Consider the following 26,551-nt stretch of genomic DNA (forward strand, 5'->3'; position numbering starts at 1 on the left):
AGCGGTGCTGCTCAAAGCCCTGGCCGACCACGCCCCCCACATCGAGGACCTGCCGCCGGCCCACTACCGCCCCCGCACCATCCGCTGGTGCCTGAAGCTGGACGCCCAGGGCCGGCCGTCCCCGGAGCTCCTCGACCTCGCCGGTGCCGACCACCCCACGGGCATCGAGCTCAACGCCCCCTACGTCTACCGCTCCGGGGCCAAACCCCCGCCCGTCCTGCTGGTCGACACCCTGGAGTACGTGCTCGGCGTCCCCAAGACCGACACCGAGAAGGCCCGCACAGAGGCCCGGCGCCGCAACGAGGCCTACATCGACCTGCTCAGGCAGTGGGCACAGGCCGCCGAAGACGACGCCACGGCCCGCGCTGTACTGGCCTGCTTCGAAGGCGGCCACCACCGCGCGGTCGATCCCGGCAAGGCCAAACCCTCGGACCTGGTCGCGGTGGACGTGTCCGGGCAGCCCTGGCCGCACCTGCAACCGGCCGCCCAGCAGGCCTGGCAGGCCACCGTCACCGCCCGCAAGAGCGGCCGCGCCGGGCAGGGGCAGTGCCTGTCCTGCGGGAAGGACCGCCCCCTGCTGGACTCGCTTCCCGAACCCGTCAAGGCCGGGCTGATCCCGACCGGCTCCAACCGGGGACGCGACGCCCAGCTGGTGTCGGTCAACACCTCGGCCCAAGGGCGCGGGGGCCGTATCCAGCTCTCCGACATCCCCGTGTGCGAAGCCTGCGGGGCCCGCTCGGCCGCCGTGCTCAACGCGCTCCTGGCCGACCGCCGGCACCGCTACCGCATGCCCGACTCGGTCATCACCTGGTGGCTCAAGGAGCCCGCCGCCGTCTCGGTGATGGACCTGTTCGAGGCCACTGAGGCCCAGGACGTCGCGCACGTCTTCGCTGAACTCGACAAGCCGCGCGGGACCAGCGGCGCCCAGGACATCGACGCCAACCGCTTCCACGCCCTGATCCTGTCGGTCAACCAGAGCCGCGTCATCGTGCGTGAATGGATCGACGTGGCCCTGCGCCAGGAACTGGACCACCTGGCCTCCTGGTTCGACGACCACCAGGTCCAGGACTGGCGCAGCGACGGCCCGCGGCCCGTCCCGGTCTGGCGCATGGCCGCATCGCTGGGGCGTGGACGGGACACCGCCGAGGGGTGGCGCTACCTGCCCGACACCGCACCCGACGGGGCCCAGCGCCAGCTCATGCTGGCCGCCCTCAACGACACCGTGCCGCCCCGCTCCCTGCTGTCCCACCTCAACCAGCGCATCGGCGCCGATGGGCGCATCGACCACCCCCGTGCCGCCCTGCTGCGCCTGTTGTTCAACCGCACATTCGCAACCGACCACGGAAAGGTGCCGCCCGTGCTCAAAGAGGACCGCACCGACCCGGCCTACGTGGCCGGGCGCCTTTTCGCTGTTCTGGAGTCCCTGCAGTACCGGGCCCTGCGCGACCCGGAGACCAACGAGGGCCCCAACAGCACCATCGCCGACAAGTGGCTCTCGGCGGCCAAGGCCACCCCGCGCTCCCGGATGGAGCCGCTGCTGGACAAGTCCCAGGCCCACCTGCGCCGCCTGCGCGCCTCGGGCAAGCCCAAGGACCAGGCCGCCCAGCACGCCTACTTCACCACCATCTGCACCCTGCACGACCTGCTGGAGGGCCCGCTGCCCGACACCCTCGACCAGGAGGGCCAGTCCCTGTTCAGCCTGGGCTACTACCAGCAGCACTCCCACGACCAGCGCCAGCGCCGCGCCCACGCCAACGGCGGCACCGACCAGGAAGAGCAGCGATGACCACCACGCCCGCCCACCTCGACCCCGAGCGCAAGCACGACTTCGTCTTCTTCTTCGACGTGCGCGACGGCAACCCCAACGGCGACCCGGACGCCGCAGGCGCCCCGCGCACGGACCCCGACACCGGCCAGGGCCTGGTCACCGACGTGGCCCTCAAGCGCAAGATCCGCAACACCATCCCCCTGTTCAAGCAGGGCCAGCCCGGCTTCGATATCTACGTCGAGGCCGGGGTCTCCCTCAACTCCCAGCACGAGCGCGCCTACACCGAGCTGGGCCTCAAGGGCGACAAGAACGACAAGAAGCAGACCGCCGGCAACCAGCCCCGCGCCCGCGACTGGATGTGCCAGACCTTCTTCGACGTGCGCATGTTCGGCGCGGTGATGAGCACCGGCGACAAGCCCGCCGGGCGCGTCCAGGGCCCGCTCCAGCTCACCTTCTCCCGCTCCCTGCACCCGGTGCTGCAACAGGAGCACGGCATCACCCGCATCACCCAGACCCGCACCGCCGACATCGACAAGGGCGAGTCCACCGAGATGGGCAACAAGCACACCGTGCCCTACGGGCTCTACCAGGGCTTCGGCCACTTCAGCGCCCCTCTGGCCAAGCGCACCGGCGTCACCGCCGACGACATGGAGGCCTTCTGGCGGGCCATGGCCATGATGTTCGAGCACGACCGCGCCTCCTCCCGCGGGGAGATGGCCATGCGCGGGCTGTACGTGTTCACCCACGACGACGCCTTCGGCCGCGCCCCGGCCCACACCCTCTTCGACCGGGTGCGCGCCGGCCTGGTCGACGAGCACCAGCAGCGGCCGGTGCGCTCCTTCAGCGACTACAAGATCACCGCCGAGGAGAGCGGCCTGCCCGAGGGCATCACGCTGACGCCGCTGCTCGCCGGATGAGCACCGCAGGCGGGGTGCAGGAGCCGCTGCCGGTGCCGCTGTCCGCGCTGGAGCACTACGACTACTGCCCCCGCCAGGCCGGGCTCATCCTCCTGGAGGACGGCTTCGCCGACGACGCCGCCACCGTGCGCGGCACTCTGGCCCACCACCGGGTCCACGACCCCGGACAGGAGTCCCGACCCAGGGTGCGCACCCTGCGGGCCCTGCCCGTGTGGCACCACGGCCTGGGGATGACCGGGGTGTGCGACGTGGTGGAGCTCCTCTCCGACGGCACCGTCCTTCCGGTGGAGTACAAGTCCGGGGCCTACAAGCCGGGCGGGGCCGCCGATGTCCAGGTGGGGGCGCAGGCGATGTGCCTGGAGGAGCGCATGGACACCCGCATCGCCGATGCGGCCGTCTACTCCATGGCCGACCGGCGCCGCCACACCGTCGCGGTCGACGAGGAATTGCGCGGGCGCGTTCGCTCGGCCGTCGAGCAGGTGCGCGCGATCATGAGCGGCTCGGTCCTGCCGCCCCCGGCCGCCGACGCCCGCTGTCGGCGCTGCTCGATGAACACCTCCTGCATGCCCAAAGTCCTGGCCGGACAGGCCCGCTACCAGCGCCACCTGGCCGCCCTGTACCGGCCCGCCGAGGAGACCGAGTGGGATGACTGAACTCCTCAACACCCTCTATGTCCAGACCCCGGGAGCCTCCCTGCACCTGGACGGCGACACGGTCCGCATCGTCCTGCCCGAGACCGAGGGCCGGACAACGCTGCCGCTGCTGAGACTGGAATCGATCGTGGCCATGGGGGAGGTGCACGTCACCTCGCCCCTGCAGGACCGCTGCGCCCAGGACGGGCGCCCCATCGTGTGGATGACCCGCGGCGGCAGGTACCGCTACCGCGTCGAAGGGCCCACCCGAGGGAACGTGCTGCTGCGCCACTGCCAGCACTTGGCCCATGCGGATGAGGCCAAGCGGCTGGAGATCGCGCGGGCCTGCGTGGCCGGCAAGATCCAGAACAGCAGGCAGGTCCTGCTCAGGGGCGCCCGCGACTCCACGACGCACAAGCAGGAGCTGCGGGACAAGGCCGCCGCGCTGGAAGGCTGCCTGGAGACGGCGGCCGAGGCGGCCGACATCGGCGAGCTGTTCGGGGCCGAAGGAGCGGCGGCACGGGCCTACTTCGAGGCCTTCGCGCTGATGGTGCGCCCGGAGAGCGGGTTCACCTTCCCCGGGCGCATCAAGCGCCCGCCGACCGACCCGGTCAACGCCCTGCTGTCCTTCCTCTACGGGCTGGTGCGCTCCACGGTCCACGGCGCCTGCGAGCAGGTGGGGCTGGACCCCTACGTGGGGTTCCTGCACGGCATCCGCCCCGGGAAACCGGCGCTGGCGCTGGACATGATGGAGGAGTTCCGGGCCGTCATCGCCGACCGGCTCGCCCTGACCCTGGTCAACCGGCGCCAGGTGAACCCCGACCACTTCGAGACCCTGCCCGGCGGGGCGGTGCAGCTGACCGAGGAGGGGCGCAAGGTCGTGCTCTCCCAGTGGCAGCAGCACCGCCAGAAGGACCAGTCGCACCGGGTGCTGGGACGCAGAGTGCAGCACGCGCTGATGCCTTCGGTGCAGGCCCGCCTGATGGCGCGCCACCTGCGCGACGAGCTGCCGGGCTATGTTCCTTGGACGGTGTGAATGGAACTGCTCATCACCTACGACGTGGCCACCACGACCCCGGAGGGCGCCCAACGCCTGCGCCGGGTGGCCAAGCTGTGCGAGGGGTTCGGGATGCGGGTGCAGAAGTCGGTCTTCGAGGTCGTGTGCGGCGAGGCGGACCTGGTGCGGTTGAACGACCAGCTGGCGCGTATCATCGACGAGGAAGAGGACAGCATCCGGGTGTACCGGATGAACCGCGGGTCGTTCAAGGCGGTGGCGACGATGGGGAGGGCTCGTGCGCTGCCGCATGATGATGCGCTGGTGCTGTAGTTGGGAACCTCCGGTGCCCATGGAATCCCGGGGAGGTTCTCAATGAGGTTTGCGCCTTTTCGTGGAGGAGAGTCCGGTTCGCGCGTCGGTTTTACCGTCGCGGACCGGGGTGTTTCCCCATTTCAGGCGCCGTGGCGGTCGCCCTCAGCGGCGGCCGAGGATCGCAACTCGGCGGATGCCTACTACCGCCGCCAGGCATCCGCGTGGCGGTCGCCCTCAGCGGCGGCCGAGGATCGCAACGAGAACCCGATCTCGCTCCGGTCGGCGGGGTAGTAGTGGCGGTCGCCCTCAGCGGCGGCCGAGGATCGCAACTCACGGAGATCCGATGATCGGATCTAACCCCAGTGGTGGCGGTCGCCCTCAGCGGCGGCCGAGGATCGCAACATCTCCTTGGCGGTGCGCACCTGCTCCTGCAGGGCGTGGCGGTCGCCCTCAGCGGCGGCCGAGGATCGCAACTCTCAGCCCGATGTGCTGGATGTGTTCCGGGCGGAGAGGTGGCGGTCGCCCTCAGCGGCGGCCGAGGATCGCAACTCTCAGCCCGATGTGCTGGATGTGTTCCGGGCGGAGTGGTGGCGGTCGCCCTCAGCGGCGGCCGAGGATCGCAACCAGCGTCTGTGCGAGGCCCTGGCGGCCGTGGACCGTGGCGGTCGCCCTCAGCGGCGGCCGAGGATCGCAACGCGCGGACCTGGGCCAGCCGGGCCAGGTCGCCATCGAGTGGCGGTCGCCCTCAGCGGCGGCCGAGGATCGCAACTCTCAGCCCGATGTGCGGGATGCGTTCCGGGCGGAGTGGTGGCGGTCGCCCTCAGCGGCGGCCGAGGATCGCAACCAGCGTCTGTGCGAGGCCCTGGCGGCCGTGGACCGTGGCGGTCGCCCTCAGCGGCGGCCGAGGATCGCAACGCGCGGACCTGGGCCAGCCGGGCCAGGTCGCCATCGAGTGGCGGTCGCCCTCAGCGGCGGCCGAGGATCGCAACACCGTGATCGGGTAGATGGGGTAAAACGCCCTGCTCGTGGCGGTCGCCCTCAGCGGCGGCCGAGGATCGCAACAGCTACGGCCGGGCCGGGTTCGGGTCGCTGGAGAAGTGTGGCGGTCGCCCTCAGCGGCGGCCGAGGATCGCAACCCCTCCCTCACGAACGGCGGGGGCGGGCGCCCCGGGTGGCGGTCGCCCTCAGCGGCGGCCGAGGATCGCAACTCGATGGACGACCAGGACACCTTCGGGCCCGTGGTGTGGCGGTCGCCCTCAGCGGCGGCCGAGGATCGCAACCCCTCCCGCGTCCGGCTGAGGGGGCCGGGCGCCATCGTGGCGGTCGCCCTCAGCGGCGGCCGAGGATCGCAACACCCTGCCCACCCACATCGGCGCCGAACGCACCAGGTGGCGGTCGCCCTCAGCGGCGGCCGAGGATCGCAACAGGTCGGTGGTGGCCACTACACGGCCTGTCTGGGCGTGGCGGTCGCCCTCAGCGGCGGCCGAGGATCGCAACTAGGTCGCGGTGGTCTGGTGGTGGCGGGCCCCGGGGTGGCGGTCGCCCTCAGCGGCGGCCGAGGATCGCAACCAGGTGAGGTAGCCCCGATGGGTCAGGTCCGGGTCGTGGCGGTCGCCCTCAGCGGCGGCCGAGGATCGCAACAGGTACACCTGCACCGACCGCGTCGTCTGCTCACGGTGTGGCGGTCGCCCTCAGCGGCGGCCGAGGATCGCAACGCTCCGGGGCGGGTTGCGCGCGAGCGCTCCCCGGGGTGGCGGTCGCCCTCAGCGGCGGCCGAGGATCGCAACGACGTCAACGAGCTGTACCACCTGCAGCAGGAGCCCGGTGGCGGTCGCCGTCAGCGGCGGCCGAGGATCGCAACCCTGGGAGGTCGAGCAGCGCCCCGCCCATGACGACGGTGGCGGTCGCCCTCAGCGGCGGCCGAGGATCGCAACGATGAACTCGGGGCGGGCGAGCGTGGGCTCCAGCGATGGCGGTTGCTGCCACACGGGGCGCCCCGGTCGGCGGGGCTTACTCCCGCGGACGACGACGTGCTTCCCCGCCCAGGGAAGGAGCAGTTCGGTCGAAGGGCCACAGGGCAGGGCGCGAGCGCAGTGACTTCAGGTCTGCAATGCGAGATTCTCGAGGTACTTTGCTGCCCTGTATTGAAGGTTCTCGTCGAGGTGAGGGTCCATCGGTGGTGATCGCGCCGCGTGCGGCGGCGCCGGGCCATGGGAGGGGCGTCCATGCCGACCACCACCGCTACCGAGACCGTTCGGGGCACCGCCGGGCCGCTGGGGCTGGTGCGGCCCCGCCCGCGCGGGGCGACCGGGCCCGCGCGGGCGTTTGGCGGCCGCCAACGCGCGACTGGCGCCCCTGCAGGGGTTCCCGCGCCCCGGGCGGGCCATCGGCCCCTGGATCGGTGTCAGGGCGATGCTGCGGGGGCCGCGCAGGCGCTGTTCGCAGCGGTGCGGGCCGCCGGGGTGGGGCGGGTGTTCGGGTCGGTGGACGCCCGGGTGTCGGTGGTGTCACTCCCGGGCGGGATCACCGTGTGGGTACGCGGCGGGGCGTTCTGCTGGCGCGGCGCCGACGGCGCCCAGCGCACCCACCCGTGGGCGGATGCGCAGGGGGCGGCCCGGCGCCTGGTGGACGAGCTGGCCGCCTTGCTGCGGGCCCCCACGGCGGCCTGATGCCCTGGGTTCTGACGGCGGTCCGGAATTTTTTCGGCGGCCACGCCGTGATGGCGCCGTGAACACCTCGGAGCGTGTCGGGCAGGGACGGCGCCCGCGCTTCTGAAGAGATGATCATGCAGGTCAGACCGTATTCACGGTGTCATCGCGGCGCGCGGCGACCTGACGGAGAGCCCCGCTCCGCCGTTTGCGGCGGGGCGGGATTTTCTTGTGGACGAGCGCGCTGTGAAGGTGCGCTGATCGCGGCTTGAGTGCGCGGTGAAGCCCCCGTGATCGCGGAGGTGTCTTGCCTGGGCGCTGTCCGAGAAGGAACGCCGTACGGGGGAGACGCCGACATGACCACCACCGCTTTGCAGGCCGCCGAGCGCGAGTTCTACCGCCTGGTCCCCGACCCGCTCCACCTTGAGGCCCGCGACGTCGACGCCGGGCTGCCCGAGCCGGTGATGGGGCTGCTCGCCGTCCGCGACCTGCTCCTGGAACCGGGCACCAGCAGGAGCGCGAAGGATGCGGTGTGGCGGGTGGTCATCGCCCGCGCCCGCGTCTCGTCTGAGTGGATGACCGGCGCGTTGGGGCTGGCCATGCCCGCCCTGGGGGCAGTGGGCCGCCGGTGCTCCCGGGGCCTGACCGCCGAGCAGGCAGCCGAGGTGGAGTCGGAGGTCGCCGCGGCCTTCATCGCCGAGGTGCGGCGCATCAACACCGGTTATGCCCAGCTGTCGTGGTACCTGCGCTGCCGCGCCCAGCGCGCCGGACTGCGGGCCCGGCTCCGGGTGCTGGCCGACCCCGCCCCTCTGGACACCGAGACCGACCCGGCTGGCGAGGGGGCCGAGGCGGTCGGCAGCGCGGACGAGGTCTTGCAGCGCGCCGTCACCCTCGGGGTGCTCACGGCGGCCGAGGCCGAGCTGATCGGCACCACCCGGCTTGAGGGGGCCCCGCTTCGCGAGGTCGCCGACCGGTCCGGTGAGGGGTACTGGGCGCTGGCCAAACGCCGCTCGCGGGCCGAGGAGCGCCTGGCAACCGCGATCCGCGACGGTCGCCTCGACCCCGAGACCCTCCTTGAGAGGTGGCCGCGCGGCTTGGTGGTGGATTCGGTTTCGCCGGTGCTGTCCAAGGGCGCCTGGGCGCTGGCTCTTTAACGGGTAGTTCGGGCGCACACACCCGGGGGTGCGGGGCCTGCTTACCGTGCTACTCGCCCTGGCACGAGCGACTACCGCCACCGGATCAGGAGAGGGGGAGCCCGCCCTCCCCACACCCCCTTCGGGGTGTGCGCCCGGACCTTCCGCAGGCGAGCCGGACCAGGGAGGGGATGCGGGCATGGCGACACGAGGAGACCGACAGGGCCGCTCGGAGGCCGCAAGGCGGCACGAAGCAGAACTCAGGGCCGGAACGCTCGCCTTCGCCGGGGGAGCCGGGGCGGTGATGGCCGCCGTCGCGCTCGTGGCCATGGGGGCTGAGGCCGCCTGGGCGCAGGGGGCCGGTCCGGCAATGGAGTCCACCGCCGACATCCGCGAAGTCATCGACCGCCTGCGCGAGGTCATCGTCGCACTGGCCTCGGCGATCGGCACCCTGTTCCTGACGGTGGCCGGGATCCGGTGGCTGATGGCCGGCGGGGACCCCTCGCAGGTGGACGCGGCCAAGAAGTCCCTGTCGGGGGCGGGCATCGGGTACGGCATCGCTGTTCTGGCGACGGTGCTGATGGCGGTCCTGGACTACGTGGTCGCCGGGCCGGAGGCCTGAGCGTGCTCCCGGCCCAGCCCGAACCCGAACCGGCCGCGCCAGGACCGGAGCCCGCGCCGCCGAGCGGATCCGGACCGGAACCGGAGCCGGACACCGGTGAGGAGGGGACCGGCGACGGGGCACCGCAGGACGAAGCGCTGCCCGAGCCGAACCCGTCCCCGGGCCCGCCTCCGCCCGACCCCGACTCGGTGCCCGAACCCGGCACCGGGTCCGGGGCCGGCAGCGGGGAGTTGGAGTCGCCGATCGAGTGCGGCTTCGGCGATGTGGGCTGCCACGTCTCGGCGTGGTTCGCCGACCTGGTGGTCGGCGCCCTGAACCCCCTGTTCGCCTGGGTGGCCTCGGTGGCCTTCCGCGTCCCGCTGCCTTCGGAGGGGGTGGAGGGGCTGTGGGCCGGGGTGCTCACTGTGGCGAACCTTCTGTTCGTGCTGCTGGTGCTGGCAGGCGGCGGCCTGCTCATGGGCCACCACACGGTCCAGACCCGTTACGGCCTGGGCGAAGTGCTCGGCCGCTTGGTGTTCGCGTTCATCGCCTGCAACGCCTCGCTTTGGATCGCCAAGGAGTTGTTCACCGCGGCCAACGGCATCTCCCGGGGCATCGGCGCCCTGGGCCTGGATCCGGTCGAGGCGGCCGAGAACATGCGCGAGCGCATGCAGGTCCTGCTCATGGAGGGCGTGGCCTTCACCGTCCTGCTCCTTGTGGCCCTGGTGGTGGGGCTGGTGGTGTGGGTGATCGCCGACGTGGTGCGCACGGTCATGTCGATCGTGCTGGTCATCGCGGCCCCGCTGCTGCTGTGCTTCCACGCCCTGCCGCAGACCAACCGGCTGGCCGCCCTGTGGTGGCGCTCGATGGCCGGGCTGTGCGCGATGCCGATCGCCCAGTGCCTGGCCTTCATCGTGATGATGAAGCTCTTCTTCGAGGGCCAGATGAGCCTGTACGGCCACATGGTCCCCGACGTGCCGGATGCCGTCGCGCTGCTGGGCGCCCCGACCGGTGATGCCCGCCCGGAGGAGGGGGACTCCGAGGCCGGCGGGACGGCGCTGTACGACCTGGTGTTGTTCCTGGTCGTGGTCTACATCCAGATCCGGGTGCCGTTCTGGGTGATGAAGCTGGTCTGGTCGCCCCACCCGGGCTCCTCGCCGGTCATGACCGCCGCCAAGGCGGCCGCGGCGGTGCTGCTGTTCAAGACCCTGCGCAACCTGTCCTTCACTCGCAAGCCGTCCACCGGCCTGGGGCCGCCGGGCGGCTCGGGGATGCTGCGGGCGCACCTGACGCCGCTGCGCCGGCGCCTGCCCCGCCTCGGCGGACCGGGCGCGGCCGGCGCCCCGGGCGGGCCGCTGCCGCCCGGCCCGAGCGGCCCAAGTGGGCCTTCTGGCGGGGTGGACCGGGTGCGGCCGAGCATCTGGTGGTACCGGCCCCGCCCCGAACACCGTGGGGCGGCGGGCGAGCTGGGCACCGGCCGCAAGGAACTGCCTCCCGGTGACGTACCGCGCGGGTTGCCGGGGCCGCGCGGCCTGGGCGGCCCGCCGCCGCCCCGCCCGCACGGCACCAACCCCGCCCGGGGCCGCCTGGGCGACGGCTCCACCCCGAAGCGGCCACGGAGCGAGCAGCAAGAGCTCTTCCGCCCCGCCCCGCCGCCAACGAAGAAGTCCGAGGCCTCCGGGCACAGGAGGCGGTGGCGCCAGGGGGTGCTGCCGATTCCGCCGCCCGAGCGAGCCCCGGGGCGGCGCGGCGCAAAGCGCCTGGGCGAGGTCTTCGACGCACCCGTCAAGGGGCCCGAGCGGCCGGTCCGCCCGCCCAGGGGGCAGGTGCCTTTGTTCGCCAACCCCAAGAAGCACTGGGTCCAGCGCCGCCTTCCGCTCGACCGCGTCGGCTTCAACAGGAAATGAGGTGAGCCAGCGATGGCTGATGAGGCATCGCGGTGGCGGGCGCGGATCCCCGCCGACATCGACCGACCCGAACCGGTCGCCTTCGGCCTGACCGGACGGCAGCTCCTGCTCATCGCCCCGGCCGCCCTGGGACTGTGGGTCGGCTACCTGGTCGCCGGAGACCGGGTTCCTGTGTGGGCGCAGATCGCCGTCGCCGTGGCCATGGGCGGGCTGGTTTTGGGGCTGGCGCTGGGCGAGCGCGACGGCATGGGCCTGGACGCCTACCTCGCCGCCGGGCTGGTGTGGTGGCGCTCGCCCAAGCGTCGCATCGGCGCCCTGGAAGGGCGCACCGGGCGCCTGCCGGGGTGGGCGCCGCGGGTGCGGGGGAGCCGGGTGCGGTTGGCGCCGCTGCGGCTGCCGGCATCGGCCATCGGAGACGACGGGGTCATCACCCTGGGCGAAGGCCGGCAGGCCGTGGTGGTCGCCTGCTCCTCGGTCAACTTCCACCTCGCCTCGAACCGGGAGCAGGAGGCGATCGTGGGGGCCTTCGCCGCCGTGCTCGACTCGCTGGCCCACCCCGTGCAGGTCCTCATCCAGGCCCGCCCGCTCGACCTGGCCCCCTACACCTCGCTGCTACGCGACAACGCCGCCGAGGCGCCCGACCCGGCGCTGGCCCGGGCCGCGCAGGACCACGCCGACTTCCTCGAGGGCGTCCAGCACCGCTACGAGCTCACCTGCCGCCAAGCCCTCCTCGTGGTCACCGCCCCGGACCTGATGGCCGCCAGCGGAGCGGCCTCGGCCATCTGGCGCCCGGCCGGAAGCGACCGCCGCATCCAGATCGCCGACATCGCCACCTGAGCGCACCGGCCACTAGGACACGACACCGTCGCTGGAAAGAGGGGGCGCTGCTGTGCTCAAGGCCGCTCTGGCAGGCGTGGCCGGAGTGCTCTCGCTGCCGGTCGTCATCACCGCCATCGCCGCAGGCGCCGCCGGAAGCGGAGGCGCTCCCGCCTCAGTTGACGGCATCCACCCGGTCCTGCTGGACGCCTACACCCGAGCCGCCAACGGCTTTTCGGAGTCGCATCCGGAGTGCACCGGCCTGACCTGGGCCCACATCGCTGGCATCGCCAAAGTCGAATCCGACCACGCCTACGGGCGCGACATCGGCCCCGACGGCGATGTCGCCCCGCCCGTGATCGGCCCCCGGCTCGACGGCAGCGGGAACGGGGGCAACCTCACCCCGCACTACGACACCGACGGCGGGAAGTGGGACCGCGACACCGAGTACGACCGCGCCGTCGGTATCACCCAGCACCTGCCCGCCAACTGGGCCCGCTACGGCCGCGACGGCAACAACGACGACAAGGCCGACCCGCACAACGCCTACGACGCCACCCTGTCCACCGCCGTCGAACTGTGTACCAGTGGCCCCGGCGGGGTCGACTTCACCGACCGCGCCCAGCTCGAAGACGCCCTCTTCCGCTACAACCCGGCCACCTGGTATGTCGAGGAGGTCATGGCCGAGATCGACCGCTACACCGCCATGGGAATACCAGCCGTGGGCGTGGCCGGCGGTGGGAGCGAGCAGGGCCGGGCGGCGGCCGAGTGGGCGCTGGCCCAGGTCGGCAAGCCCTACGCCTGGGGCGGCACCGGCCCGAACGCCTTCGACTGCTCCGGGCTGACCATGAAGGCCTGGGCCCACGCCGGGGCCGACATCGGCCGCGTCACCACCCAGCAGTACCGGAACGGTGAAGCCGTCTCCCTCGACGAGCTTGAGCCCGGAGATCTGCTCTTCTACAAGACCGACGCCCCAGGGCCCCCGCCCACCCACGTCACGATGTACGTCGGCGACGGCCAGATGGTCAACGCCCCCAGGACCGGCAAGGACATCCGCGTCGAGCCGGTGGCCTCGGGCTACTACAGCCCACGCTTCATGGGAGCGCGGCGTCCCTGAGAGCGACGAGGTGAATGCCCGGCAGGCCAGCAAATCTAGGTCGGCCCTACCAATGTGGGGCAATCGGGCCGTTCTCATCTCCGGCGTCGCCCTATGAGTCTGGGCCCCGACACCGGCGACCGGCTCACCGACCTCCTCGACCACCGCGGCGAGCCTGTCATCGAACTCGCCGCAGGCGACCATGGGAACATCCCCCGCTTCCGCGGACCCGACGAAATCCGCAGCGTGCTCATCAGCCAGGCGCCCACCAAGGGTGACGAAGAAACCGAACTCGTCCGCCGCTCCCTCGTGTCCACCGAGTGGCCCGTGGAGGGGCGGCGCCTTTCGGGCGTTGACGTCCTTCGGACCGATGGAGGAACTCCAGAAGCTGCGCGACGGCGGGCTCAAGTTCTTATGCCCTTCGGGCTTTGACGTCCTTCGGACCAGTCTCTGTCCAGCGTCAATCGACCAGGAGTGTGTTCTTATGCCCTTCGGGCTTTGACGTCCTTCGGACCAGTCTCTGTCCAGCGTCAATCGACCAGGAGTGTGTTCTTATGCCCTTCGGGCTTTGACGTCCTTCGGACCCCTTGCGGGATTTCGCAGTACCTGACCTGCGGTGATGGTGTCCGATTGCACGCGACCATTCCACAGATGCTTCGGAGTCGGGTGATGCACGTCTCAAAGTCGGCTTGTGGGGGTTCTACCTGCGAAAACGCCGTGCACGCGATCATGGGTTCTGGGGCGGTGTCCGCACCTGTTGTACACGGCCGAACCCGGCATGCCTTCACCTGCGGGATTGTCGCGCCGGCGGGTACCGGTGTCCATGCTCGCGCCGGTTGTGGCCATGTTTTTGCGCTTTCGCCCCGCACGCAGAGCCCAGGTTGCTAGCGTTCACCTTCCCCGCACCCCCAGGGGGTGCGGAGCCGCGTCTTTGACGGTGCAAAGACCGCAGCGACCCTAGGCGGGAGGAGGGGCACGTGCCGAGTCGGTTACAGGTCCACGTGCACGGCGCGGCCGCAGGAGCGGGCGGCGTCACGGCCGCACAGGCGCACGGGCTTGCGTGCGCCCTGGTGGAGGATGAGGACCGTGACCATCACGCGCCGGTGAAGCCGTTCGCGCTGCAGGGGATCGGTACACCGTCCCCCTCCCGCGGCGAGTCGGCCGGCTCGCTGGTGATCGGCTGGCTCGATGACGAGCGCGTCCCGGCCTGGGAGTCCTGGCACCAGAAGGAGACACGGTTGGGGGCGCGGCCGGTGCAGGTGCGCGCTGTGGAGCAGGAAACTGCCTCCTACGCCGATCTGGCCACGTGTGCGGCGGTGTCCCGGGTCGGGGTGGTGTTCGAGGCGCCGGCGCTGGTGCGCCGCGGCGGGCGCAACCTCCCGCTGCCCGAGCCCGAACTACTGATGTCCGGTCTGCTGCGGCGGTGGAACGCCTTCAGCCCGCTGGTCGTTCCCGAGCCCCAGGCGGCGGAACTGCTCGCCTCGGTGTACGTGGCGCGTCACGAGGTGCGCACCGTGCCCCTGGAGCTTCGCGGCCAGGGCCGGGCCGGGTTCGTGGGAACGGCCACCTTCGGGCTCTCGGCGCAGGCGCCGCTGGCGCTGCGGCGGTGGCTGGCCGCGTTGTGGCGCTTCGCCTCCTTCAGCGGGGTCGGCGCCCACACCACCCACGGACTCGGCCAGGTCACCGTCTACCCGGGGGAGGATCCCCCCTCGGCCGGAGCATCCCGCTCCCGCCGCCGCGGTGCCGACCACGGCGCTCGTAGCGCGCCGCCCCGGCGGACGGGGGCGGCCCGGTGACGGGGCAGGGGAACGAATCAGGCGCGAACATGGAACAGCAGGCGGCGCCCGGGACCGGGCCCGAGGCCGGAGAAGACCTGATCATCGTCGCCCTGTCGGGGGTGCAGCGCTTCATCACCGAGTCGCGCTCGACCGCCGACCTGCGCGCGGCCAGCCGGATCATGTCCGAGCTGGCCGAGACCGCCGCGCACACCTGCGCCGCCCACCGCGCCCGCCTGGTGCTGCCCTCGGCCACGCCCTCCACCGGCGCCCCCAACCGCATCGTCGCCCTGGCCCCGGCCGGCGAAGGAGCCGACATCGCCGCGCTGGCCGCCGCCGCCGTGCACAAGCAGTGGTCCGATTCCGTCGAAGAGGTCTACAAGGGTGCAGGCGGGGCACCTGCCACGCCGGGGATGCCGCGGGTGGTGTGGGTGTGCGCGCCTGCCTCCGACGACGGCTACCAGGGCCAGTGGCAGCGGGCCCAGCAGATGCTGGCCGCGCGCAAACGCGTTCAGGACTTCCGGGCCCAGGCCTGGCCCCGAACCCGGGTGTGCACGCTGAGCCCGCGCTGGCCCGTGGACCCGCGCCCCGAGAAGCGCATGCCCAAGCACGAGGACGACACGCTGGCCGCAGCGAACTGGGTCAAGCGCCAGCGCGGCCGCAGCGCCGCACGCGACTCGCCCCACCGCAGCCAGGGCATCGCCTCGACCAGCGGCTTCGCCTCGGCCTTCTACCGGCGCGCCGTCCTGGAGCACGCAGCCACCGACTCCGATGTGGCTGGGGCGGTGGTCGACCTGCACGCCATGGTCGCGCACCGCCCGAACGGTGTCCCTGCCGGCACACCGGTACTGGACACCCCCGAGACACCGGTGCCCGGGCTGGAGCGCCCGGAAGGGGAAGCCCTGCGCTGGCTGTGGGGGCGCGGCGGGCGCTGGGTCTACCCGAAGACCTGGGAGGCGGCCACGCTGGCCCGAGAATTCGGGCTGGCCACCACCGGGCCGGGCTTCGCCGCGTTCGCCGAGCACTGCGCCTTGGGACGCATGGCCGCGAGCGAGCTGGAGAGGCTGATGGGCGAGCGCGGGGTGGCCCCGCCGGTCCCGCATCTGGCCGTGCTCGCACAAGACCTCGACGACATGGGCGCGCACCTGGGCCGGACCCCCACGCCCCAGGGCCACCGGCAGGTCTCGGCCCAGCTCGATGCGGTGGCTAGCGCACAGACCGACCTGCTGCGCGCCCCCGAGCTCCTGGGCGATGCGGTCTACGCCGGCGGCGACGACCTGCTCGCCTTCACCCCGGCCGCCACCGCCCTGGCGGCCGCGGTCGCCTGCTACGGCGCACCGGCCACGGCGAAGGCGCAACTGCCTTCCGCCTCCAGTGCCGTGCTGTTCTTCCACCACCGCTACCCGTTGCACGCGGTGCTGGAGACGGTGCGCCAGGTGCTGGCCGATGCCAAGCGCATGCCCGGTAAGCACGCACTGTCGGTGGGCTACATCCGCCGCTCCGGCGCCCGAGGGGCAACCGTTCACCCCTGGCGGCCCGAGACCGGTCCCGGGGCGGCGCTGGCCGCCGACGACATGGCGGTCTTCCTGCCCGCGCCTCCCCCCGAAGGCCGCGAAGCACAGGGGGAGCAGGTCCGGCCGCGCGTGCTCTCGCCGCGGCTGCTGGCCGATGTGGAGCGCGACCGCGATGCCCTGGCCGAGCTGCGCGATGCCGACCAGGACGACTACGAGCACGAGCTGCGGCGCCTGGTGCTGCGCCACACCTCCGGATCCACCAAGGCGGCACGGGAGGAGTTCGCCTCGCACACCGCCAAGCGGCTGCGGATCCTGGCCGGGGCGGCCCCGCCCTGGCGGGGCGGCGGGGCGCTGGCCGACGCGGTGCGAGTGGGAACCTTCGTTGCCAAGGAGTGCATGTGAGGACCACCCCTGCGACGGCCGCCGCCCCGGCAGACGGTCAGGAACCCGACGCCGGGGCCGGACCTGCGACGTGGGCGGTGATCGAGCCCCACGACACCGTTCTGGTACGCGACGGGCGCCGGTTCGAGGCCGGTGACGACGGCGCCGCCGTGGCCGAGACCATCACCCCCGGGCCCAGCACCGTGGCCGGGGCGCTGGGCCGGGCCCACGGCGGCGAACTCGCCTATGTGCGCGGGCCGGTCGCCGCCCGGCGCGACCGGCAGGACGGCCCCTGGCAGCCCCATTTTCCCGCGCCCCTGGACGTGGTGGTCGATGCGGGCGGGCGCTCGGCCTACCGCCTGGCGCCCGGGGCCGATTCCTCCGCGAGCGACCTGGGTGCGATGGGCACCGGCGCCCCGGCAGCGCCGCGGAGACTGCTCCAGGAGCCCGCCGACGCCTGGGGCGCTCAGCCCCTCGCAGGGCTGGTCCACGCCCATGCGCTGGGCTCCTACCTGCGCGGGGAACTGTTCACCACGCCGGGGGAGCCCGTTGCGCTGGGCCGTCTGGAGCCGGCCGCCGAACCCCCGTGGGCCGCTGAGCCGCGCATCGGGGTGGCCCGGCGCGGTCGACAGGTGCGCATCGGCTACCTGTACCAGGCCACCCACCTGCGGCCCCGGCCCGGCTGGGCCCTGCTGGCCCAGACCGCCGCGCCCGGCGGCCACCCCCTGCAGCTGAGGAGCCCGGTGCCGTTCGGCGGGCAGACGCGCATGGCCGACGTGACCACGGAGGCCGCCCCCGTCGGCCCGGAGGGGGTCTGGCCCCAGCGGCCCGAGGAGTTCCCGCAGGACCGGCTCTTGCTGTACGTGGCCACCCCGGCCCTGTGGCCCGATGGGTGGTGCCCGCCGCTGCCGGAGCAGGCGTCCCTGGTGGCTGCGGCTGTGGGGGAGCCGATGCCGGTGGCCACCGCTTCTTCCCGGCGGGGTTTCGGCGCCACCCGCATGCTGCGCTGGGCGGTGCCGCCCGGCTCGGTCTACTGGCTGCAACTACCTGCCGGCACGGCCGCCTCCTTCGCCGCCCGCTGGCACAACCGCCCCCTCACGCCCGCCGCCGACTGGGCCGCCGACCACCCCGGCGGCACACCCGGACCGCCCGAGCAGGCCGCACTGCACTCGGCCGGGTTCGGCATCGTGCTCACAGGAGTCTGGACATGACGACCACGTCCCTGCTGCTCTACCTCTACGCCGAATCCCCCGTGCACGCGGGGGCGGCCGCCGCCGACGGGGTCCTGGACCTGCCCATCCAGCGGGAGGCCGCCACCGGCTACCCCCTCGTCTGGGGTCAGAGCCTCAAAGGGGCCCTGCGCCAGGCCGCCGGGGAGGCCGGCTGGGACCTAGAGGCGGTGACCGCGGTGTTCGGCTCCGACATCGCCGACAACGGGGACGGACAGCAGGCCGGGGGCGGCCAGGGGGAGGACACCGACGAGGCCACCACCCCGGGGTCGCTGATGGTGGGCGATGCCCAACTGGTCGCGCTGCCAGTGCCCACGCTGCGCCGCTCCTTCGCCTGGGCCACCTCCCCGCTGGCCCTGGCCCGCCTGGCCCGCAAGCACGCCCTGATGGAGATCGACCCTCCCGCCCCGGTCGAGTTGGAGGACGCCGAGGCGGCCGCGGCCGATGAGTTCTGGTCCGGGCCCCGCGGCGAGGTGCTGGGCCCCTGCGTCGTGGACATCCCCGCCCTGGAGGCCGATGCCGCCAACCCGGTCCGGGCCTGGGCCGCCCACCTGTCCAGGACGGCCCTGGCCGGCGACCACCTGGCCCCGTTCGCGAAGAAGTTCAGCACCGACCTGGTGGCCCTGGACGAGACCGTGATGCGCACCCTGCTGCGCGAGTGCACCGAGTTCGCCGTCCGCGTCCAACTGGGGCGCCAGACCAAGACCGTCCAGCAGATGTTCACCAGCGAGTACCTGCCCGCCGAGACACTGCTGGCGGCCCTGATCACCCTGCGCACCGACACCCCGCTGATCCGGTCCGAGGCCTCCGCCCACCTGCAGCGGCTGCACACCCTGCTCGACGGCAAGCCCCTGCGCATCGGCGGGCAGGAGAGCACCGGCAAAGGGCTGATGTGGGCCCGCCTCGTCGACCCCGCGACCCCGCAGGAGCACCACGATGGGTGAACCCCCGCAGCCCCAGCCCCGCGCGCCGCGCCTGGACCAGGCCATGGCGGCCCAAGCCGCCCGCATCCTCCCCGACACCGGCACCGACGTGGAGGCCGCCAAGACCCTGCGCACCCGCATGCGCCAGCTCCCCCTGCGGCTGCGCTCCACCGGCTTCGTCGCGGCCTTCGCCTTCATCCACTCCAAGTCCGGCGACACCACCGCCGTGGCCCGCGCCTACCGCGACCTGCGCGACCTGCTCATCGGCCGGATCGCCGAGGAGGAGCTGCTCGAAGACGTCACGTCTGATACCGCGCCCGCGGAGTTCCTGCGCGCGCTCAGCCAGGCCGATGCCACCGCCTACGCCCGCATCTGCGTGGAGGCCGACCTGGTCGCGGGGTGGATGTCCCGCATCGCCGATGCCCGCTACCAGGCTGCCCGACCCGCCGACACCACCGGCGGCGCCGGTGAAAGCGCCGAGGACGCCCCCTCCCAGGAGCAGGCATGAGCCCCTCCCAGCACAACCCCGGCCGGCACCCGCACCCGCGTTTCACCCTCCGGGATGTCGGCCACTGGCCGGCCGCCGGTCCCGCCGGGCGCCTCATCGAGGGCCGAGTCCGGCTGGAACACCAGGTCACCGACCATGACGGCAATAGCCTCAAGCCGGCCAAGCCGGTCAAGGGGCGCCGCCCGCGGCGCACCGCCGGCTTCGAGCTCGACGGTGAGCGGCTCAAGGCCGGAGCCAACGCCCTGATCCTCCTGCGCCGCCTGGCACTGGTGGGCGAGGCCAACGAAAAGGCCCGCCCCGAGGAGCCCGCCCTCGAATGGGCCCGGGAGCACCGGCTGGGCTATGACCCCGAGCGGGCCGAAGCGCTGCAGGCCCGCCGCGACCACCTCCTGCGGTGCCTGCGCGAGAGCGGCAAGCACGTCCTGCGGCTGCGCCTGGCCACCGAATGGCGGCTGGTCATCGGCCTGGGCGAACCCTTGGCCGACCACGAGTTCGGGCTGCACCTGCACGGCACCCACGGGTGGCCGCTGCTGCGCGGCTCCGGTCTCAAAGGCGCCGCGGCCGCCTGGGCACGCCGCGCCGAAGCCCCGCTGGAGGAGTACCGCGCGGTCTTCGGCGACCCGCCGCCGACCGGCCTCCAGGACGAGACGACTGAAAGCACCGACGAGCCCGCCGACAGAGACGACACAGGGGAGAGCCCGGCCCCGGGCGGGGTGCGCTTCCTGGACGCCCTGCCCGAGAGCGCCGTTGCCGACGGCCACGGGCCGGTCGTGCACCGCGACGTCATCACCCCGCACCAGCAGCCCTACCGCACCCAGAAGGACGGCCCCCAGACCCCGCCCGGCGAGCACGAGCCCCCCAACCCCCAACCCTTCCTCTCCCTCAGCGGCGCCTTCACCGCCGATCTGGTCGGCGACGAACCGGCGGCCACCCGCAAGGCCGCCGACTGGCTCACCGCCGCCGCCACCGAACAGGGCCTGGGGGCGCGCACCGCAGCGGGCTACGGCTACACCACCGTCGACGAATTGGTCCTGCCATGATCCATATCCTGCCGGTCGGGGTGAGCCTGCGCGAGAACCTCGCCAAGGCCGACCCCGACCCCGACCGCCGCGAATCCCTGCTCACCCGCGAAGACCGCGGGGTGGTCCGCGCACTCGTCGACCCGAGGGAGAAGGACCCCTTCAGCTTGAGGTCCCGGCTGTACCCGAACAGCGACGACAAGGAGCAGGCCCGCGCAGAGGTGAGCACGGCCCTGAACGACCCCGCGGGTTCGGGGCTCGAGGACCAGGTCAAACGCTTCCGCCCCGACCTGTGGACCCAGCGCATCAGTGCCGAGATGACCGCCATCACCCGCTTCGCCGAAGGAAAGCCCAAACGGCAGGGGCTGTTCAAGACCAGAACAGCCACCAAGCTGCGGCGCGGCGACACCGCGGTCCTGGCCGGCACCGACACCGCGGCCGGGCTGATCTCGGCCCTGTGGAACGGCCTCGCCCTGGCCGACGGAGATGCACGGCGGGTGGGGCTGCTCGACGTGAAGAGCGGCGCCCGCACCGGCGCCCAGGACGCGGCGGTGCTCATCGCCCCCGTCCCCGGCCTGGACGCATCCTCGGCCGAGGAATTCACCGACGCCATGTCCCACCTCGGCGTCCTCGGCAAGCGTCTGATCCGTGAGGTGTGCGGGGCGGGCGGCGACTACGTCTTCCACCTCTCCGGCGGCTACAAGGCCGCCCTGCCCTACTTCATCGGACTGGCCGAGGGCATGCGCGGCCTGACCGACATGGCCGACGAAGAGCACCCGCTGGGACTGGTCTCCTCCGTGCAGGCCCACATCCTGCACGAGGAGACCGCCGAAAAGCTGATCAGCGTGCCGCTGCGGCGCCTGGCCTGGCAGACGGTCAGGGCCGAACTGGCCAACGTGGACAAGGACAAGCCGCGTGCGGCCGGGCGCCGCCGCACCATGCGGCCAGGAAACGGGCACGGCACGCTCTACGGCTACGCCTACGAAAGCACCACCGGCCGCCCCCAGGAGAACCTGTACCTCACCCCCTTCGGTGAAGGGCTGCTCGAACTGATCGGTGTGGTGCCCAAGCGATGACGTCCGCTGCCTCTGTCTCCGACGGCACTGCGCCCCTGCCGCAGGCACTGGAACCCCTGCTCGAACGCCTCACCGGCGGCATCGGTGGCCACCTGCGCACCCATACCGGCCCCCAGGCCCGGAACGCCCCCCAGGCCCGGACCGGAGCCTGGGACGGGCTCGAACCCCACCTGCACCGCCTGTGGGGCCTGCCCGACCCCGCCCCGCGCCCCAGGGGGCGGCCGGAGCGGCCCGCCACGGCCGACACACCGGGCCCGCGCTCGGCAGAGGAGCTGGAGCGGGCCCTCGCCGCCTTCGCCGCCCACCTGGCCGACCCGGCCACCGCGGCCACCTCCCAGATCGAGGACCTGTCACTCGACCCCGAGGAGCTGCTGCACCGCGCCCAAGCGGCCACCCCCGACCCCGATCCCGCCACCGTCCACCAGCGGGCCTGCCTGGCGGCCGAGGCCCTCTGGCGCCACCTGTCCACCACCACCGGCGAGCGCGCCCGGCTGCTCCCCGCGGCCGCCCGCACCCGCTTCCTGCTGCTCAGCGAACCCCTGCGCCACCGCGGCGCCGCCCCCGCCCCCGGCGCGGCCCCCGGCACCGATCCGGCCTCGGTATGGATCCCCACCGTCGTCGACACCGACGGCGGCGACATCTACGGCCCGGCCGGGCGCATCTTCGGCCCCGGCCAGTGGCACCGGTTCCTCGAACGCGCCCGCCAGGCCCGCTGCGAGTGGTACGGAGCCCTCACGGCCCGCCAGGACCACCCGATCCTGGCCCAGTCCCCGCCCACGGCCGTGGAGACCGAACTCGACCTGCTCACCAGGACCGCCCTCCATTTCTCTGCGGCCCGGCTGGTGATGGCCGACGTCCCCCTCACCAAATCCGACCTCGACGACGGCGAAGACGAAGCCCTCATCTGGGACGTCACCCAGCACCACCTCCTGCCCCGCTTCCGCCTAGGGCGCGTGGCCGCCCTGGCCGACCCGTTCTCCACCGCCCTGGGCTCCGTCGTCGTCGGAATCGTCACGGCACTCGCCGCGGCCGCCCTGGGGCTGGCCCTGGCACACCACTTCGCCCTGGGGGCCGCCTTTGCCACCGCCACCTACCTGGCCATTGGAGGGGGCACATTGTGGTTGGGCCGCATCTGGGCCGCCCAGTGGCTGCTGCGCCTTCCCGCGGCTTCCGCACTCGGGCTGACCGTGCTCATCGCGCTGCCCGACTGGTGGCAGCGTTCCCGCCTGGAGCTCCTGCCCCCCTCGGATGCCGTGCAGGCCGCCGCGCTGCTGCTCGCGATCGCCTACGGCTACCTCGTCGTGGAGGCCTGCACCCACGGGCTTGCCCGCGGCGCTGCCCTGGGCCGTGCCCTGGTCGTGGCCGCGGTGGGCTGGGTCCACGCAGGGCTGGTCAGCCTCGTGGGCCTGGTCGTGCTCGCGCCGGCCTTCGCCGAGCAGGGCGAGGGACCCCGGCCGCCGGGCCTGGGCGGCCAGGCCGCCGCAGACCCCCTTGCCGCCCTCCTTTTGGCCTCGGCCTGGTGCCTGACGGTCGGCGTGCTCTCCCAGATCCTGTGGGAGGACCGCTCCATCACCGCCCCGCTGGCCCACCTGGAGTGGCGTTCGGCCACCCACCCCTGAGACGGAAACGGAGCGGAACCCATGCACTGGATCACCCTGCGCATGCGGGTGCGCACCCCGATCTTCAACGGCGACGACGGAGCCGGGCTGCGCCCGGCCTCCCTGCGCGGTCCCATGGCCTTCTGGTTTCGCGCCCTGGCAGGCACGGTGGCCGGACCTGACGTGGACACCCTGCGCCGCATGGAGGAGAGCGTGTTCGGCGCGATGGGCGCTCCCTCGCCCATCGCGGTGCGCCTGGCCCGGCCCCTGCCCGTCGAATGGGAGCAGAGGCCGCAATGGCTCGAATACGGCGACAACGGCGAAAAGGGTCCCGGACTGGGCTATCTCCTGGGCCAGGGCATGGGCTCCATCGTCGGCGGCCGCTACCGCCTCATGCGTCCCTACGTGGCACCGGAACAGGCGGGTCTGTTCCCCCTGCGCATAGGACTGTCCGGGAATCCCGCCGTCGACGCGCTCGCCCTGGCGGCCCTGTGGCTGCTGTGCGCCTACGGCGGGGTCGGCGCCCGCGTGCGCCGCGGCTTCGGCGGCCTGTCCATCGAAGGGGTCAGCGACGGCGCCGAGCACTTGAAGGCAATCCCCTGGACCGCGGAGAGCCTGCGCAGCCCTGGCTTTGACCACTACCGCGACCTCACCCGGCTGTGGACCGCCACCCCCGAACTGCGCGAATGCGCCGCCCACCTGCCCGAGCTGGTCGACCTTGAGAAACCGGGGGTCTTCGCGCGCCCCTGGAACGACGACGAGGTTCCCACCTACCCGGTGTTGAGCCGGGCGCGCACCTGCGCCGGACTCAGCGTCGCCTCCAATCGCACGTGGGAGGGCCTGCTCGCGCACACCGGTACCTGCTTCTCCCGCTTCCGCGCCAGCGTCGCCGCAACACCGGCCACCGTGCACACCACCCCCCAGCAGGGACAGGCGGCCGGGGACGACGCTGCCGGGGCCGCGCCGCCGACCCACCCGCTGTTCCCGCTGGGCGCGCTCGGCCTGCCCGTGGTCTATGCCAACGGCGGGCGGGTCGGTGAGCGCCGCGCGTCCCCGCTGTGGCTGCGCCCCGTGGCCGATCAGGGCGGCCAGTGGCACCTGTTCTCCTTCGCCTTCCACGACCGCTTCCTGCCCGGTAACCCCCCGCTCGTTGAGACCTATAAGCGTCGCGGGCCGGTCGAGATCAGAGATTGCGACGTGGTGGAGCTGAGCCGACGATGGGTGGAGGGCATGAAAGGCGAGGCCGATCCGCAGTGGCAGTAGTCCGCGCGCCCGGGACGAGGGCGGGCCAGGGGCCGGTGGGCCTGCTGTCTTCAGGGGAGGGCGGCACCGGGCCGCAGCGCGGGCGTGTACAGGGGCACCCGCCGGGGCGCTGGAACGGGAGTTCGCGTGCAGCGCGTTTTCGCTGGTCTAGACACCGCGCTGGCAGCTTGTGGTGCGCGTCACGCGGGTTCGAGTGGGTGGTCGGGAGGTCGCGTGCAATCGGACATCGTCAGTGCAGGTCAGGTGCCGTAGAATCCGGCAAGAGGTCCGAAGGACGTCAAAGCCCGAAGGGCATAAGAACGTCAACACGGAAGATGTCGGCAACCTCAGCCGGCGTGGTCCGAAGGACGTCAAAGCCCGAAGGGCATAAGAACGGACGTCGTCGCGGTGCTTGCGGGCTGGACGGCGTGGTCCGAAGGACGTCAGAGCCCGAAGGGCATAAGAACAAGATGAGCGCGATGAACGCGACACCGATCACGGGGTCCGAAGGACGTCAAAGCCCGAAGGGCGGCAATCCTCAAATGTAGAAGAACTTCAAACTGGGAGTTCCAATGGGAACCCTGCTCCACCGAGTTGCTTCCGAGGAGTCGCTGTCCGCCGCCTGGCATGAAGTGCGCGAAAACGACCTCGACGACGGTGTGAAGAGCACTGCCGTCCAGGAATTCGAGAAGGGCGCCCTACGGCGCCTCCTTGACATCAGCGAGCAGCTGCGCGAGGGGACCTACGCCCCCGAGCCCGTGACCGCCTTCGAAGTTCCCAAACCCTCCGGCGAGGCGCGGCTGCTTGGCATCGGGACGGTCGGCGACCGTGTCGTGGAGCGTGCCGTGCTCGCGGTGATCGAACCCTGCATCGACCCGGTCCTGCTCCCGTGGAGCTTTGCCTACCGCAAGGGACTGGGTGTTCCCGACGCGGTGCAGGCACTGGCCGAGGCCCGTGAGAGCGGCAGTACGTGGGTGCTGCGCGCCGACTTCGCCGACTGCTTCGAGACCATCCCCCGGTGGCCGGTCATCACCCGCCTGCACGAACTGGTGCCCGACGCGGAGCTGTGCCTACTGGTCCAGCACTTCATCCAGCGCAAGTCCCGCGGGCCCGGCGCCCGCCGCCTGCGCCCGGGCAGCGGACGGGGCCTGCACCAGGGCAGCGCCTTGTCCCCGTTGCTGAGCAACCTCTACCTGGACTCCTTCGACCGCGCCCTGCTCCAGCGCGGCCGCCAGGTCCTGCGCTACGGGGACGACTTCGCCGTCCCCTCCGAGTCCCGCCACGCCGCCGAGCAGGCTCTGGCCCAGGCCACCGAGGCCGCCCGCGAGTGGGGCCTGGAACTCAACGCGGCCAAGTCGCAGATCGTCTCCTTCGACGAAGGCGTGCGCTTCCTGGGCCGCACCGTGGGAGGCCAGAGCAAGGCCCCTCCCGGTGAGCGGGCCAGTCCCCTGGAGGCCACCATGTACATCACCCGGCCCGGGGCACTGGTGCGCAGCCGGGGCGACCGGGTCCGGGTGGAACACAACGACACCATCCTGCTGTCGGTCAACCTCAAGCGGGTGCGCCAGGTGGTGGGCATCGGCCGGGTCGGATTCAGCACCCCGTTCCTGCACAGGGCCCTGCGCCAAGGCGTCGAACTCGTACTCCTGGACGATCTCGGCCGCTTCCAGGGGCGCCTGTCGGCAGCCCTGGGCGGAGACGTCCATGTGCGCGCCGCCCAGTACGAGGCCGCGCTGGACGGCGCCCGCGCCATGGAATTGGCGCGCGTGTTCGTGGCCGGGAAGATCGCCAACCTGCGCACCGGCCTGCTGCGCGCATCGCGCCAACGCGGAGCCCGGACCCTCGATATCGCACCTGCGGCCGAGCACCTCGCGCACGCCCGGTCCACGGCGCTGGAGACGCCCGGGATGAACGAACTCCTGGGGACCGAGGGGGCGGCCGCACGCGAGTACTTCGGCCTTCTGGGGCGGTTGCTGCCCGCCGAATGGGGGTTCACCCACCGGCGGCGGCGCCCGCCGCCCGACCCCGTCAACGCGATGCTGTCCCTGGGGTACACACTGCTGCTCAACGATGCGGTGGTGGCCTGCCATATCGCCGGCCTGGACCCCGAGGGCGGGTTCCTGCACACCCTGCGCCGCGGCCGCGCCAGCCTCGCCCTGGACCTGATCGAGGAGTTCCGTCCGCTGATCGTCGATGCCGTCGTCGCCCGCCTGCTGCTGGGCGCCAAGCTGACCCCCGCCGACTTCGAAACCCCACAGGCCGAGCGCGGCTGCCGTATGAAACCCGATGCGTTGAAGACCTTCCTGGCCGCCTACGAGACCCGCATGCTCACCCTGGCACGCCATCCCGGACTGGGGCGGCGGGTGTCGTACCGGACGGCGCTGGTGGCTCAGGCCCGGCTGCTGGCCGCGGTCATCGCCGGCGAAGAGCAGGCCTACCGTCCGCTGGCGTGGCGGTGA

Annotated in this window: 22 protein-coding genes and 1 CRISPR repeat array; all 22 genes read left to right on the forward strand. The window is 72.6% G+C overall.

Features of this window, described 5'->3' with window-relative positions; genetic code table 11:
• The first annotated feature begins 4 nt into the window (after nt 1-4).
• The 22 genes from cas8c to cas1 all read left to right on the forward strand — a co-directional run bounded on the left by cas8c (nt 5) and on the right by cas1 (nt 26,551).
• Nucleotides 5-1,786, forward strand: coding sequence for a type I-C CRISPR-associated protein Cas8c/Csd1 (gene cas8c / locus C892_RS0124455; protein WP_017559348.1), 1,782 nt, complete (start codon nt 5-7; stop codon nt 1,784-1,786).
• On the forward strand, nt 1,783-2,685 hold the full coding sequence (cas7c, locus tag C892_RS0124460) for a type I-C CRISPR-associated protein Cas7/Csd2 (RefSeq protein WP_017540926.1): 903 nt from the start codon (nt 1,783-1,785) through the stop codon (nt 2,683-2,685). Before cas8c ends, cas7c begins: the two co-directional genes overlap by 4 nt.
• Nucleotides 2,682-3,338 carry a CRISPR-associated protein Cas4 gene (gene cas4 / locus C892_RS0124465; RefSeq protein ID WP_026124607.1) on the forward strand — a complete coding sequence of 219 codons (657 nt, stop codon included), beginning with the start codon at nt 2,682-2,684 and terminating at the stop codon, nt 3,336-3,338. Before cas7c ends, cas4 begins: the two co-directional genes overlap by 4 nt.
• A complete protein-coding gene (cas1c, locus tag C892_RS0124470) occupies nt 3,331-4,353 on the forward strand; it encodes a type I-C CRISPR-associated endonuclease Cas1c (RefSeq protein ID WP_017559350.1) in 1,023 nt (340 codons plus the stop codon). Before cas4 ends, cas1c begins: the two co-directional genes overlap by 8 nt.
• Nucleotides 4,354-4,644: a CRISPR-associated endonuclease Cas2 gene (gene cas2 / locus C892_RS0124475; RefSeq protein ID WP_017540923.1), complete on the forward strand. Its 291-nt coding sequence runs from the start codon at nt 4,354-4,356 to the stop codon at nt 4,642-4,644.
• Between the two features lie 131 nt (nt 4,645-4,775).
• Nucleotides 4,776-6,560: direct repeats of the CRISPR family, unit length 37 nt; unit sequence GTGGCGGTCGCCCTCAGCGGCGGCCGAGGATCGCAAC.
• A 513-nt stretch (nt 6,561-7,073) separates the two neighbouring features.
• The gene (locus C892_RS0124480) at nt 7,074-7,295 is read left to right on the forward strand and encodes a hypothetical protein (protein ID WP_017559351.1); all 222 of its coding nucleotides are present in this window, start codon (nt 7,074-7,076) and stop codon (nt 7,293-7,295) included.
• A gap of 335 nt (nt 7,296-7,630) precedes the next feature.
• Nucleotides 7,631-8,428: a hypothetical protein gene (locus tag C892_RS0124485; protein ID WP_017559352.1), complete on the forward strand. Its 798-nt coding sequence runs from the start codon at nt 7,631-7,633 to the stop codon at nt 8,426-8,428.
• Between the two features lie 178 nt (nt 8,429-8,606).
• Nucleotides 8,607-9,029: a pilin gene (locus C892_RS0124490; RefSeq protein WP_026124609.1), complete on the forward strand. Its 423-nt coding sequence runs from the start codon at nt 8,607-8,609 to the stop codon at nt 9,027-9,029.
• 2 nt (nt 9,030-9,031) lie between these two features.
• A complete protein-coding gene (locus tag C892_RS0124495; RefSeq protein WP_017559354.1) occupies nt 9,032-10,915 on the forward strand; it encodes a hypothetical protein in 1,884 nt (627 codons plus the stop codon).
• A 12-nt stretch (nt 10,916-10,927) separates the two neighbouring features.
• Nucleotides 10,928-11,752: a PrgI family protein gene (locus tag C892_RS0124500; protein ID WP_017559355.1), complete on the forward strand. Its 825-nt coding sequence runs from the start codon at nt 10,928-10,930 to the stop codon at nt 11,750-11,752.
• 52 nt (nt 11,753-11,804) lie between these two features.
• Nucleotides 11,805-12,848 (forward strand): C40 family peptidase, encoded by a 1,044-nt coding sequence (locus tag C892_RS0124505; protein ID WP_017559356.1) that lies wholly within the window; start codon nt 11,805-11,807, stop codon nt 12,846-12,848.
• 93 nt (nt 12,849-12,941) lie between these two features.
• A complete protein-coding gene (locus C892_RS29510; protein WP_040685579.1) occupies nt 12,942-13,259 on the forward strand; it encodes a hypothetical protein in 318 nt (105 codons plus the stop codon).
• Between the two features lie 545 nt (nt 13,260-13,804).
• Nucleotides 13,805-14,623, forward strand: coding sequence for a CRISPR system precrRNA processing endoribonuclease RAMP protein Cas6 (gene cas6 / locus C892_RS29515; RefSeq protein ID WP_086003178.1), 819 nt, complete (start codon nt 13,805-13,807; stop codon nt 14,621-14,623).
• 29 nt (nt 14,624-14,652) lie between these two features.
• Complete coding sequence (locus C892_RS29520; RefSeq protein WP_017559359.1) at nt 14,653-16,518, forward strand: Cas10/Cmr2 second palm domain-containing protein; 1,866 nt, start codon at nt 14,653-14,655, stop codon at nt 16,516-16,518.
• A complete protein-coding gene (locus C892_RS29525; RefSeq protein ID WP_083934464.1) occupies nt 16,515-17,708 on the forward strand; it encodes a type III-B CRISPR module-associated Cmr3 family protein in 1,194 nt (397 codons plus the stop codon). Before C892_RS29520 ends, C892_RS29525 begins: the two co-directional genes overlap by 4 nt.
• Nucleotides 17,705-18,670: a type III-B CRISPR module RAMP protein Cmr4 gene (cmr4, locus tag C892_RS0124530; RefSeq protein ID WP_017559361.1), complete on the forward strand. Its 966-nt coding sequence runs from the start codon at nt 17,705-17,707 to the stop codon at nt 18,668-18,670. The genes C892_RS29525 and cmr4 overlap by 4 nt, the downstream gene beginning before the upstream one ends.
• Nucleotides 18,663-19,157 (forward strand): type III-B CRISPR module-associated protein Cmr5, encoded by a 495-nt coding sequence (locus tag C892_RS29530; protein ID WP_017559362.1) that lies wholly within the window; start codon nt 18,663-18,665, stop codon nt 19,155-19,157. The genes cmr4 and C892_RS29530 overlap by 8 nt, the downstream gene beginning before the upstream one ends.
• A complete protein-coding gene (gene cmr6, locus C892_RS29535) occupies nt 19,154-20,197 on the forward strand; it encodes a type III-B CRISPR module RAMP protein Cmr6 (protein ID WP_017559363.1) in 1,044 nt (347 codons plus the stop codon). The genes C892_RS29530 and cmr6 overlap by 4 nt, the downstream gene beginning before the upstream one ends.
• Nucleotides 20,194-21,252 carry a hypothetical protein gene (locus C892_RS0124545; protein ID WP_017559364.1) on the forward strand — a complete coding sequence of 353 codons (1,059 nt, stop codon included), beginning with the start codon at nt 20,194-20,196 and terminating at the stop codon, nt 21,250-21,252. The genes cmr6 and C892_RS0124545 overlap by 4 nt, the downstream gene beginning before the upstream one ends.
• The gene (locus C892_RS0124550; RefSeq protein ID WP_017559365.1) at nt 21,249-22,871 is read left to right on the forward strand and encodes a hypothetical protein; all 1,623 of its coding nucleotides are present in this window, start codon (nt 21,249-21,251) and stop codon (nt 22,869-22,871) included. Before C892_RS0124545 ends, C892_RS0124550 begins: the two co-directional genes overlap by 4 nt.
• A gap of 21 nt (nt 22,872-22,892) precedes the next feature.
• On the forward strand, nt 22,893-24,113 hold the full coding sequence (gene cmr1, locus C892_RS0124555) for a type III-B CRISPR module RAMP protein Cmr1 (protein ID WP_017559366.1): 1,221 nt from the start codon (nt 22,893-22,895) through the stop codon (nt 24,111-24,113).
• 551 nt (nt 24,114-24,664) lie between these two features.
• Nucleotides 24,665-26,551 (forward strand): CRISPR-associated endonuclease Cas1, encoded by a 1,887-nt coding sequence (gene cas1, locus C892_RS30170; protein WP_083934465.1) that lies wholly within the window; start codon nt 24,665-24,667, stop codon nt 26,549-26,551.

The sequence above is a fragment of the Nocardiopsis baichengensis YIM 90130 genome (genome assembly GCF_000341205.1).
GTDB lineage: Bacteria > Actinomycetota > Actinomycetes > Streptosporangiales > Streptosporangiaceae > Nocardiopsis_A > Nocardiopsis_A halophila.